At 62.5% G+C, this 11,259-nt stretch carries 10 protein-coding genes; 4 read left to right on the top strand and 6 right to left on the bottom strand.

The annotated features are described in order from the left end of the window. Nucleotides 1–5: 5 nt before the first annotated feature. The 4 genes from AC0KTM_RS06715 to AC0KTM_RS06700 form a co-directional block, all read right to left on the bottom strand. Nucleotides 6–746 (bottom strand): TnsA-like heteromeric transposase endonuclease subunit, encoded by a 741-nt coding sequence (locus tag AC0KTM_RS06715; protein WP_099459185.1) that lies wholly within the window; start codon nt 744–746, stop codon nt 6–8. Between the two features lie 378 nt (nt 747–1,124). Then, nucleotides 1,125–2,021, bottom strand: coding sequence for a cyclopropane mycolic acid synthase family methyltransferase (locus AC0KTM_RS06710; protein WP_472415235.1), 897 nt, complete (start codon nt 2,019–2,021; stop codon nt 1,125–1,127). An 87-nt stretch (nt 2,022–2,108) separates the two neighbouring features. Next, nucleotides 2,109–2,972, bottom strand: a complete 864-nt coding sequence (mmaA2, locus tag AC0KTM_RS06705) for a cyclopropane mycolic acid synthase MmaA2 (protein WP_225327025.1) — start codon at nt 2,970–2,972, stop codon at nt 2,109–2,111. 1,599 nt (nt 2,973–4,571) lie between these two features. Next, entirely contained in the window at nt 4,572–5,558 is a 987-nt protein-coding gene (locus AC0KTM_RS06700; RefSeq protein WP_472415233.1) for a DUF732 domain-containing protein, read from the bottom strand. A 668-nt stretch (nt 5,559–6,226) separates the two neighbouring features. Here AC0KTM_RS06700 and lpqS point away from each other — a divergent pair. Beyond that, nucleotides 6,227–6,646: a putative copper homeostasis (lipo)protein LpqS gene (gene lpqS, locus AC0KTM_RS06695; RefSeq protein ID WP_472415231.1), complete on the top strand. Its 420-nt coding sequence runs from the start codon at nt 6,227–6,229 to the stop codon at nt 6,644–6,646. 979 nt (nt 6,647–7,625) lie between these two features. Continuing rightward, nucleotides 7,626–8,072 (top strand): DUF4189 domain-containing protein, encoded by a 447-nt coding sequence (locus tag AC0KTM_RS06690; RefSeq protein ID WP_238957665.1) that lies wholly within the window; start codon nt 7,626–7,628, stop codon nt 8,070–8,072. A gap of 191 nt (nt 8,073–8,263) precedes the next feature. Here AC0KTM_RS06690 and AC0KTM_RS06685 read toward each other — a convergent pair whose 3' ends face one another. After that, nucleotides 8,264–9,223, bottom strand: coding sequence for a M56 family metallopeptidase (locus AC0KTM_RS06685; protein ID WP_225327028.1), 960 nt, complete (start codon nt 9,221–9,223; stop codon nt 8,264–8,266). After that, nucleotides 9,220–9,447, bottom strand: coding sequence for a hypothetical protein (locus AC0KTM_RS06680; protein ID WP_238957663.1), 228 nt, complete (start codon nt 9,445–9,447; stop codon nt 9,220–9,222). The genes AC0KTM_RS06685 and AC0KTM_RS06680 overlap by 4 nt, the downstream gene beginning before the upstream one ends. A gap of 433 nt (nt 9,448–9,880) precedes the next feature. Here AC0KTM_RS06680 and AC0KTM_RS06675 point away from each other — a divergent pair, with 433 nt between their 5' ends. Further along, the gene (locus AC0KTM_RS06675; protein WP_225327029.1) at nt 9,881–10,321 is read left to right on the top strand and encodes a transposase; all 441 of its coding nucleotides are present in this window, start codon (nt 9,881–9,883) and stop codon (nt 10,319–10,321) included. Nucleotides 10,322–10,600: 279 nt separating this feature from the next. Continuing rightward, a complete protein-coding gene (locus tag AC0KTM_RS06670) occupies nt 10,601–11,236 on the top strand; it encodes a DUF5134 domain-containing protein (RefSeq protein ID WP_238957661.1) in 636 nt (211 codons plus the stop codon). The last annotated feature ends 23 nt before the right edge of the window (nt 11,237–11,259 follow it).

Genomic DNA, 11,259 nt, shown 5'->3' with positions numbered 1-11,259 from the left:
ACCCGTCATCGTGACAACGCGGGCCCGACGATCGACTCCTCGGTCAAGACAGCCGCGGAAAGATCCACGCCCAGTCGCCGGTGCCACAACAGGTGAAACAGCACCGGCAACACCATGATCGCTTCACCGACCGGTCTCACCCCGGTCATCAGCGGCCGCGCCGAGTCGAACACCGCCTCCAACGCTGCGGCGACCGCCGGGCGGTACACCCGTGGATGCCGATACCCAGACAACCAGCGCAAATTCGCCGTCACGACCGGATCCGCAACGCCCGCTCGCCGATAGGCCCATCCCAGGGAACGGCACGCCTGCTCGGACCGGTCGAACAACTCAGCATCAGCATCCGATATTCGGTCATCGGCCCGCACGTCAAGAACCGTCGCCGTTCCGTCGGACAACCGCACGAAGTAATCAGGCACGTGGTGCCTGCCGTCACCCCAATGGAGCCGGAACGGCTGCGACGCAACACCAACCACCGCGGGATCGGCGTCCAGCGCGATCAAATGGTCACGCTCCGACCACGACTCGTACCCAACGTGCTCACGAGTCGTCGAAAACCACCACAGGCCTGGATAATTGCCCTGCCCGCGAAACGCTGGGAAACCACGCACGGGTGAGCAGTCCAACTCAAAGGCCACTGCGGCACACTCCGCCAGCGGCAAGCGCGAAGAACCCCCGGAGGAGTTGAATTCCACCTCAACGCCACCGTTGACCTGCGGCCATAGCGCCGCCGGCGCCACACTCACCTAAACAACGCTACCGGCGGTACCTCGGATAGATTGGCAAAGACACGCCGATACCGCAGATACGGTGGCAATACATCACATCGGATGTCAACGGACAGCAGCGCCGCTTCGACCTTGTTGTGCGGGCTACGTGCCGACCGGACGGGGAGAGAATTGCGGCCACACGTCATCGCCGCCACCGCGATGATCCACCTAGGGCATTATCTAGTCCCTCCGGCCGATCCGAGCCGGCTCGCAGAACCGAAGTTGCCCCAGACTCAATGAGAACGGGCAACACGGTCTGTCCTTTTTGCAGGCAAGCGCGAGTGAGTAGATCCTGTCCCGCCTGAGACCGGTACGGTGTGGCTAGCTTTCTGAAAAGATGCGACCGGTAGCGGGCTAAGCGGCCCGTTTTTCCATGGTGAACTGGCAGACGTCGGTGTAGCCATCCCGAAACAGCTCGCGGCAGCCGGTCAGATATTTCATGAACGTCTCGTACATCTGCTCGCCCTTGAGCTCGATCGCCTGGTCCTTGTGCGCTTCCAGACCCTTGGCCCACGTGTCCAAAGTCCGCACGTAGTTCGACCCGATCCGATGGTGGCGGCTGATATGGAAGCCGGCTTCGGCGGCGTATTTGTCGACAACCGAAATCATCGGCAACCGGCCGCCGGGGTAGATCTCTTTGCGGATGAAGCTGATGAACCGCATCAGCGACATCGTCCTCTTCAGCCCGAGCTGCTCGGCTTCTTCGGCGCTGGGCAACACGATGGTGTGCAGCAGCATGACGCCGTCGTCAGGCAGGACGCTGTAACACATCTTGAAGAAGTCGTCGTAGCGCTCGTAAGTGCCGATGCCGTCGGCGAAGTGCTCGAACGCGCCGACGGACACAATGCGGTCCACCGGCTCGTCGAACTCCTCCCAGCCGTGCAGCCGCACCTCTTTGTGGCGCGGGCTGTCCATTTCGTCGAACTTTTGCCGGCAGTGCGCCAACTGGTTTTCGCTCAATGTCAGCCCTATGACATTGACGTCGTATTTTTCGACTGCGCGCCGCATGGTCGAGCCCCAACCGCAACCGATGTCGAGCAGCGTCATCCCGGGCTGCAGGCCCAGCTTGCCCAGCGCCAGGTCGATTTTCGCGCGCTGCGCCTCTTCCAGCGTCATGTTGTCGCGCTCGAAGTACGCGCAGCTGTAGGTCATCGTCGGGTCTAGCCAAAGCCGAAAGAATTCGTTGGACCGGTCGTAGTGCGACTGGACGTGGTCGACATTCGGCTTGAGTTCACTGTTGCCGTGTGTCATAGCCGCTGACCATATACGCCACCTCGGCTACCTGCAATTTTGTTCTGCGGCGACGCCCCGAGACGAGCTACCCACACCTCCCGGAGGCTACTTTGCCAGGGTGAATTGGTTGACGTCGATGTAGCCGACCCGGAATCCGTTGGCGCAGCCGGTCAAGTAACGCATGTAGCGCTCGTAGACCTCCTCGGACTGGATCTCGATGGCCTTGGCCTTGTTGGCCTGCAGCGCCGCCGCCCACAAATCGAGCGTGCGGGCGTAGTGCGGCTGCAGCGACTGGCGCCGCGTCAGGGTGAAACCGGCATTAGCCGAGCGCTCCTCGACCATCTCGATCGATGGCAGCCGCCCGCCCGGGAAGATCTCGGTGACCATGAACTTGATGAAACGGGCCAGCTCGAACGTCAGCGGCATGCCGCGCTCCACGATCTGCGGCCCGGTCAAGGCGGTGATGGTGTGCAGCAGCATCACACCGTCGTCGGGCAGCACGTCGTGGGCCATCTTGAAGAAGTCGTCGTAGCGTTCGTGGCCGAAGTGCTCGAACGCGCCGATCGACACGATCCGGTCGACAGGCTCGTCCCACTCCTCCCAGCCGTGCAGCAGCACCCGGCGGCTGCGCTGGGTGTCCATCTCGTCGAACGTCTGCTGCACGTGGGCGAGCTGGTTTTTGGACAGGGTCAGGCCGACGACGTTCACGTCGTATTTCTCGATCGCCCGGCGCATGGTGGCACCCCAGCCGCAGCCGACGTCGAGCAGTGTCATACCCGGCTGCAGGCCCAGCTTGCCCAGCGCCAGGTCGATCTTGGCCAGCTGCGCCTCCTCCAGCGTCATGTCCTCACGCTCGAAGTAGGCGCAGCTGTAGGTCTGGGTCGGGTCCAGGAAGAGCCGGAAGAAGTCGTCGGACAGGTCGTAATGCGCCTGCACGTCTTCGAAATGAGGTCGCAGTTTTTGCGTCATGATCTGGCCTTTCTGAGATGTAGAGGCTTCGCAGCCGTTCAGAACGCTGTCCGAAACGAACGCTGTGCTACCCGATGCGTTTGTCGGATGCTAACCCGCTCTCGGTTATGAGGTCACAGCGGCAATTGGCGGCCCGGGGGCTCGTGAGGTCCAGCGCCCTACGTGTCGCGGCTCGATGAAGAAATCATGGCAACCCAGCCGTCCCCAACGATGACCACTTCCGTCACTGTGACATCGCAGCGGTCGATAATCACGCTTGCCACTGCCACCACATGGGGCTGCGAAAGCCTGGCGGCGCGGTAACGGACGATACGTCGAATGATGGCTTCACAACGCTACTCCTGCTGTGGTACAGCGTGTTTCACGCCCTCACACGGATATCGTCGTTATCAATCGATTCGGCAGGGGCGCGCGCCGACGAAGGTGAACGCCGGCCACGGCAAGGCGGGGCTTTACGCGCCTCCACCTGAGGATTTCGCCGGCGTTGGGTACGCCGCCGATCAGGACGGCTTCGTCGTTCACCAGGCGAAGACGCTTAGCGGCGATCAGAAGTATGGCCCTCCGACTCTTGTCGCCAATCCGGATCCATTGTGTCGGAATAAGGGAGCGACAATGGGCAGCACTTAAGAGTGCGAATCGCGATTAATGCTGTTGTGCAATATCTTTCGTCGGGAGGCGGACGCATCAGACTAACCGTTGGGGTCCGTTAGACCCAGCGGAGCAGTTAGACATCAGCGTCTCAGCTACGTGTCATACATGACATCTCAACCAAGAATGCGACTCCGAAGCTGAGGACCCACAGCCGCGGGCTGTAGGTTCTCAAATCCTGCGTCATATCGCGAGCCATCGAACTGCTGCGATGCAGGTTGTCTCACGTCGTGTCATCTGCGCTTCGTCTCATATTCGTGTCATTTCGTCAGGCGCTGCATCTGGGTCGCTTCAGCAAGCTCTGGTCATCGATCGACGCGGCCGGACAGCTTGAACACCATTGCGTCACGTGACAGCGACGAGAAGGTCGGCACTTCAGTGCAGAAGCCGACGGGGCGTCCCCCCGGACCGCACCACTTTTACTGAATCAGGTTGTCCGAGAACGGTTTCAAGGCCCCAAATCATGGATAATCCACATTATCCACGCAGTGGTTCCCGCATGACTATGCAGACCCGAATGCGTTAACCGCGCCGAGATCGAGTGACTGTGACCGGCCTTGCTTATCAAAGCTCGACATTGTGTCAGCTAGCGCGCAAAGCGGTCTTCGCCAAGAGATTGCCCATCCTGATAGCCAGTCATATTGGTCCTTCCGACGTCTTGTCAGAGTTGAGGAGATCCACATCAACAGCGTCCTGACTGTGAGATTGCGAATCCTAAGAGCTGCCAAGGCTCTATGCGCAAGGTCGAACGGAACCTGCTTTCACTCCGATCACCCATCCTTGCTCGCGGCTACGCGGCCGAACTTCACCCCAGCGAACGGTTTTGTGCCCGGTGGCGAAGCTGCCCCGCTCGTAGCGGGAGGATGGCCGCGCGGCTTGCCACGGACGATCCGATCGTCGTGAAGCGACCAGCGGAAGGCTTTGGTGGCGGCCGACGGCGCCATTGCTGTCTCATGGTGCGAGCCTGACAAAGCCCGGCGGCATATGGGGCGCCGGCGCCGACTGCACCGGACCGCCGCCGCCGTTGCCACCACCGCCGCCCCCGTCGATGCCTCCACCGCCGTTACCACCACCGCCACCGCCGGCAGTGCCTCCCGGCTGAGGAGCCGCAGCAGGAGGCTCCACCTGTTGCGGTGGTGGCGGCAGCTCTTGCGGTGGTGGCGGCGGTCGTTGTGGTGGCGGCGGTGCCGCGATTGGCCGGGGTGGTATCAGGTTGTGCGCCGTCGGCGGCGGTGGTGGCGGAATCTGCGGCGGGTTCGGTAAGTCGGAATCTCCCTCGGGAACCGCTCCGGTCAGCGAGGTGAGCATTGTGCCCGGCGCGCCACGGTCCGATCGGTCGTTCCCGGAGCGGCCCAACACGAAGGTGGCACCGTCGATCACGTATGGCAGCCGCACCACGCCGGTGCCCGTCGGTTCCTGCCGCGCCGCCGAAGTGTCGATCATGTAAAAGCGCGGCGGCTCGCGCGGATCGCTTGCTGAGTTGACCGTGTTGTGTGTGGACGCGGCGACCCGGTGCGTCGGTTGATTCGATCCTGGCGCGGGACTAGCCATAGCCGTGATGGAAGCTATCTTTTGTTGGTTGTACGGGCAGTAGGCTTCCACGGCCGCAGTGATGAATCGGGTGAGGGTACGCGTGAGCCGCTCGGGGGGATATTGGCGCTCGGGCGGGTCCACGTTGAACGCAGTGTTCCTCATCAAGTCCACTACGTCGTTCACCGGCATGCCGCCATCGAGTTTGCGACAAACCTTGTGGGCAGTGGCGATGAGGCTTGGCACGTTCCGGCGGGCGGGGATCTCTTTTTTAACGAGCAGCGCCAGAAACTGGTCGTCCTGGTCGGGGTCGGCCGCTACTGTGCCGGCGCCCACAATTGCGGTGCCGGCTAGCACCACAGTGGCGGTAACCAGGGCGCCGGCGTGGCTAATGATGCCGGCGAACATGGCAGGGGTTCCATTCTTTTGGCCATCCCATCGCTCCCCTTGGCGAGGTCTTGGCCCCTCCCGGTGGAGCGGACATATACTGTCTACTATAGTACTTAGTAGGTCAGCAAATTGGCAAGTGTGGCGTGGTCGCTAATGCGGGAGCCCAACGTCGACATTTGTGATCCGCTGACCGTCATCGAGGTGGCGGCGTCTGGGCCGGTGGCGCTCCTGGGCCCAGCCAGCGCAATGGATCGGTGGTCGCGATCATCGCCCGCGGCGCCACGTATGGACCGCTTACGACTGTGATCGGTCAGTGCGACGCACGCGGGGGTATGGGCCCTTCGTTGAGAACGCCGGATGTTGGCTGGTGGGTCAACATCCGGCCCCAAGTCCAGATGCTAAGCGGCTAACGCCGGCCTTCCGATGCTGGTCACACCGACCATGCTGCATTCCCTCTCGGCTCGTTGACTCATCCGAACTGCCCGAAATCGACTACCTCATACCCCTTGAGGGTATAAGGGATATGGTCTATCGTCGGATCGTGGGGTGTTTCCCGCTCGTCTGCGACGCTCGCATCGATTTGGGTAAGTCGGTCGGTGAGGTGTTGGTCGCGGCTCAAGAGCTGCGTGTTGTTTAGCGGCCGTGCAGACCATTGCACGCAACAGTGAAGTCGGAGTCTCGCCACGGTGAGCCCCGCGGGCGCTGGAACATCACCGCGGCGACGCTTGATCGTTGGCACGGGGATCGCCGCGGCGGTGGTGTGGGCGCTCGCTTTTGGCCTGTGTGGATTGCACCAGGCTGAGTCATATGGGGCTCATGCGCCGGACTCGGTGTTGGCGTCGACGGGTCAACGGTTAGTTGTCCACGGTGAGGACGCCTCGCTTGGCGACGGTGCACCACACGGTTGTCCGCAGCAGGTGGCGACGGCGGTACCGGTGCGCTCAGCGACCGAGTTGGCCGTGCTGGGTGTAGTCGTGGCGGTGGTCGCCGTCACGGGATGGATGGCGCCGCTTATTTTTTCGGCCGGGCGGGGCCCGCCTGTCACACCGGGCATTGCGCTTACCGGTCAAGATCTGTTGACGCGGTTCTGCTTGTCTCGTCGCTAACTGGTCAGCGTCAGGTCGTTGTGTCCTGCCACGACGGCCGGTGATCGCTGATCCTTTGTCAACGGCTGCTGCTCTGATTCGCGGCCCGGCACCGAAGCGACAATACCCATGACTGGCGTTGCATCCCTTGATCATCGTGTCCACCCGATCCACACACTAAACACCCGCAACCCGCGTAGCGGCGGCCCGCCGCCGGTGTCTCTTCACTGTCGGCGTCAGACTGGGCCAATCCCCGTGCTGTGCATCGCGGAACCGCCCGCCCGACCGGGACTTTTGGACCACCATGATGGTTTCAACTCCGGCGGCCGCATGAAAGACCGTCCCGCCACGCACATGGCGGAGCTGAGCCCGGTCCGCGGTGAGCTGCAACCCGGCGCCCGGATCGGCGAATCCACCAGCGGCAACCTGGGCCTAGGGCTGGCGCTAACGTCCCAAACATGGCTCATGGCACCACTATTCGCGACGTCGATTCTAGTAGCCGTCACCGGACGCTTGCGCGTCACCCGCTGGTTCGTCGCTCGCCGGAACTCAGGGCGTAGTCCGTTCATCGGCATGATGCTCGCGGCGGCATCGTTCGTACCGCTGCTCATGGTGCCCGACACTCAGTGCCTTTGCGCGCCCGCCGCGGTGGGCGCCCCTACTGTTATGAGGGGGCCTGCTCGCGATCGACTCGGTTGCGGTGTTCCCTCTCGAGATGGACACCATCGTCGGCGCCGGAATTCCCCCGGCAATCTCGCCACCAGATCGACATTCGGTGCCACACACCGTCTCGGGATCGGCGAACTCCCCTGGGCAGCATTAGCTCTCGTCGGCACTCTCGCTCCCCCGGTTCGACCCAAACACCAACCCCATCCATTTCGAGGCCGGGTCTTTCGCCGCACCGCTGCCAATCATTTGGCCTCCAGCGCAACCCGCCGCAGCGATCTCGTCTCGACCAATCCAACCCACAGGACTGCAGCCCAGAAAAAGGGGTGACGGAATGAAAGCCAAACTCCAACGCCGAACCGTGCTTTCCGTCGCGAGCCTGGCGGTAACCGCCGCGATGACCGTCATGCTGAATCCGCCCGCCGGCGCCGAGCCAGACAACAGTTCCACCACCGATCTGCCTCTCCGGCCTTTCGCTCTAGGCATTCGCTATGGCGCGATCGCCTATGCGCCGAACGGCGCAGTCGGCAAAGCATGGCGGTGGCGCACTCGATCACAAGCAGAGAACGCCGCAATGGATAAGTGCGGCGTCGCCAATTGCGAAGTGCTCAGTTGGTTCACCCGCTGCGGCGCTCTCGCTAACGACGGCTCGGCTTCCGCGGGCGGAGTCGGCCCTACGCGCAGCATGGCAGAAAACGACGCCATAACCAGGCTCGGCGGCGGGAGGGTCCTCACATGGGCGTGCAACCAAGTCAGCTGGTCCACAGATGGTGAGAACTGATCACGTTGCCGTACGAACGATTTAGCTCTGAGCGCGGGGGCTTGTCGGATCAATTTTCGTAATCGCGCCGCAGAGGCGGACCCTGTCGCCCGAGGGACGCGGCAGGCGGCGTTCCGACATGCGCGGTTGTCCCCGATCTGGTGTCGCAACTCGGTATTAGGTAGATAAGCATGCTCGGCCGGCGTTCCCCTTTAGATGGCTATCGGGTAGCACCACATGGCGCCGGCTGCAGTGAGAACGGCGAAAATCAGCGGCCCCCCAGTGATGAGAAGGGTTGCGGCGGTAAGCAACAGCCGGCTGTTCCATCGATTTCGAGCGGCGGCCGGTGCGGCCAGACGTTCGGCGCGGGCCAGCACGTCCGTTCCGGTGGCCCCGAAGGCACCTTGCGGCGCCTGGGCATCCATGGACAACGCCAGCAGCGCGTCCAACAGCGTCAGCGAACCGCACCTGCGGGCCGCGGCGTCATCGGCGGCCATCTCCAGCAACAGAGCGATCTCTCGATCGGCCGTGCTGAACAGGGACACCCCGGGGATGGCAACCGCTAGGGCGTGCACGAAGGCCCGAACATGGTGGTGGCGCCCAGCCAGATGGGCTCGTTCGTGTGCCAGCACAGCCTGCAGATTGCGATCGGTGAGTGAGTCCAGCGCTGCGCTGGTCACGACGACGATGTCAGGGCGGCCGGCCACGCAGTACGCAGCCCGTTCGGCAGCGTCCACCACGACGGCATCCACTCCATCGATGCGCCGACCGATCACCCGAGCTCTTTCGGCGTGCCGGCGGCTCTGCGCGCATGCCCGCCACAGAGACCTGCCCGAGCGCCAACCCAGCGTGCTCAGTGTGCTGACCGCGGTCGCGGCCAGCACGAGCAAGGCCACCTGTAGCGCTACCGCGGCGCCGCCGTCGACCAGCCGCCGCAGCGACTCGAAACATGCGGTGGCGAGTCGACCTGGCTCATGCCAATAACGCACAAGGGACACGATGAGGAATGCAGTCGCGGCCAGCCACGAAGCGACAACGCTGACCATCACCATTAACCACGCAGCCACCCCTAGCCGCGGGGCGGTACCCGCATGGGTCAAGCGAGGCAACACCCACGGTGAGAGCGTCGCGACCGCGAAGCTGTACAGCAGCAGGCAGACTGCGACGCTCATCGTGCCGTTGGGCTCTCGTCGAAGCTCATCAGGCGCAGCGAATTGGCACCCACGCTGACCGCAGAAAATCCCATTGCCGCGCCCGTGAGGATCGGGTTGAGGAAGCAAGCCGCGGTCAAGTCAGGGCTTGCAGGTGAGTTCGTGGGTTCCGTCATCGCGTCAGCAATCGCGCACTTGCAAGCAGCACACGAGGTTTCGAGTACCGAACCGACCGTTGTGCTCACCGCCAGTACCTCCGATCCGTGGCACACCACCCAGTGTTATCCTTCCAGCGCACTGGAATGTCAAGGACGGTGGTATGAAGATTGGCGAGTTGGCCGAACTCGCCAACGCCAGCGCCAAGACCACTGCTCCTACGAGGGCTCGGGTTTCGTATCACCCGCGGCGCGAAGTGCGTCCAGGTATCGCGACTATGAGCGGTGGTGCTGAACTCATCGGAGGGGCGAACCGCACAGCTTCTCCAGAGCTCCTCGGCCACATCCGTCACGGCAGCGGCCGCGGATCGATCACCGCGAAATCGCGGGCTTGCACAAGGCTCGAACTCGGTATTGCCAGTCGCGCAGTGCTATATCTACTATCTGCGTACATAGATAGTACGCCCAAGGTGGTTGTTTGGGCCGGCGATGACAGGACTTGTGTTCCTTGAGGGATGGCGCAATGCGACGAACTCGGCGATCGTTTACTCCTGAGTACAGGTTTACGGCCGCGCATCGTGTCATCGATGGAAAAGAGCGTGTCGTCGACGTCGCCCGGGAGCTCAATCTGAATGACAGCGTGCTACACACATGGGTGCGCGATGAACGGTGGCGCATGTCTGCCGACAGTGCTGGCAGGTTGCTAGATGATCCCAGTGGCGGTGAACCGCTTTTACCCAAGGAGCGAGCGGAATTGGTGCGACTCCGCAAGCAGGTGGCTGAACAGGCAGAAACTATCGCCTTCCTAGCCAACGCCTCGGCGTATTGCGCGGCGCAACTTAACAGTCCCGAGTTTCGTGCGCACTTTCTTGCTTGGGAAGGATGGCGCGATGCCCAGCAAGCACGACGAGAGCCTCAGGGCCAAGGTGGGTTTGACGGTGACACATATGACCGATGGCTATGACCTGTATAGGCGACGGTGCGCGCGATCTTAGCCTGGAGCCCCCGCGTGGCGGTGAAACTATACGGCTCGGTAGCGCGGCTCGGAGTGCGTCGTCTAAAAGACTTGGACCGCGCGCCAATTGGCGACTGGCCGTGCGATCGCAATGCTCTACGCGGTGGCGCCACGTCGATAGTGGCGAGCCTGGCGCGTGCTCGTGCCACGCGCGTGACTGGCAAGCACGGACGACACAAATGACCACTGGCGTCCTCTCTGACGTCGACGGGAGCGGCTCGGTATCGCATGATTCATGACTTGGTACTTCGTTGGGTCGTCACCGGATTGTTCGTCCTGACCGCCGCAGAATGCGTGCTGGCGATCGTCGGCAAACGCCGACCGTGGACCTGGGTCGTCAGTCACGGGCTGCATTTCGTCATGGCACTGGCAATGGTGATGATGGCCTGGCCATCGGGCGCACAGCTGCCTTCGACCGGACCTACAGTGTTTTTCCTGCTCGCGGCCATGACGTTCGTGACGATGGCCTTCGTTGTGGCCCGAACAACCGCCTTGCGCGTTAGGTACGGATATCACACTCTGATGATGCTGGCGACGGGCTGGATGTACGCCATGATGAACGCTCGGTGGTATCCGGCCCGAACGAGCACCCAGCACAACGCTCCGCCAGCTATGTCGTCTATGCCGGGCATGGGCATGGCCGGCACGGCCATGCCGGCAGGCAGCGGATCGCCTGTATGGTTTAGCGCTGTGAACTGGTTCGCTGCCGTCGGTTTCGCGGTTGCGGCGCTTTTTTGGACCTACTGGTACTTCGTCAAACGTCAGCATGAGCCGTCCCTGTTCAGGTCACTGGGTAACCTAAGTCAGGCAGGGATGGCTATCGGCATGTCTATCCTGTTCTCCGCCACGCTATTTCGGATTTGAGCGTGCGAAAGCCGCTTCCGATA

This window comes from Mycobacterium sp. NTMscope_Eco_3 (assembly GCF_976985685.1).
This window is presented reverse-complemented; position numbering and strand designations above follow the sequence as displayed.

What these genes read in the sequence shown, in the direction of transcription:
- AC0KTM_RS06710 (WP_472415235.1), bottom strand. Translation starts at nt 2,021, where the DNA reads ATGACACACGGCAACAGTGAACTCAAGCCGAATGTCGACCACGTCCAG.
- mmaA2 (WP_225327025.1), bottom strand. Translation starts at nt 2,972, where the DNA reads ATGACGCAAAAACTGCGACCTCATTTCGAAGACGTGCAGGCGCATTAC.
- AC0KTM_RS06700 (WP_472415233.1), bottom strand. Translation starts at nt 5,558, where the DNA reads ATGTTCGCCGGCATCATTAGCCACGCCGGCGCCCTGGTTACCGCCACT.
- AC0KTM_RS06690 (WP_238957665.1), top strand. Translation starts at nt 7,626, where the DNA reads ATGAAAGCCAAACTCCAACGCCGAACCGTGCTTTCCGTCGCGAGCCTG.
- AC0KTM_RS06685 (WP_225327028.1), bottom strand. Translation starts at nt 9,223, where the DNA reads ATGAGCGTCGCAGTCTGCCTGCTGCTGTACAGCTTCGCGGTCGCGACG.
- AC0KTM_RS06675 (WP_225327029.1), top strand. Translation starts at nt 9,881, where the DNA reads ATGCGACGAACTCGGCGATCGTTTACTCCTGAGTACAGGTTTACGGCC.
- AC0KTM_RS06670 (WP_238957661.1), top strand. Translation starts at nt 10,601, where the DNA reads ATGATTCATGACTTGGTACTTCGTTGGGTCGTCACCGGATTGTTCGTC.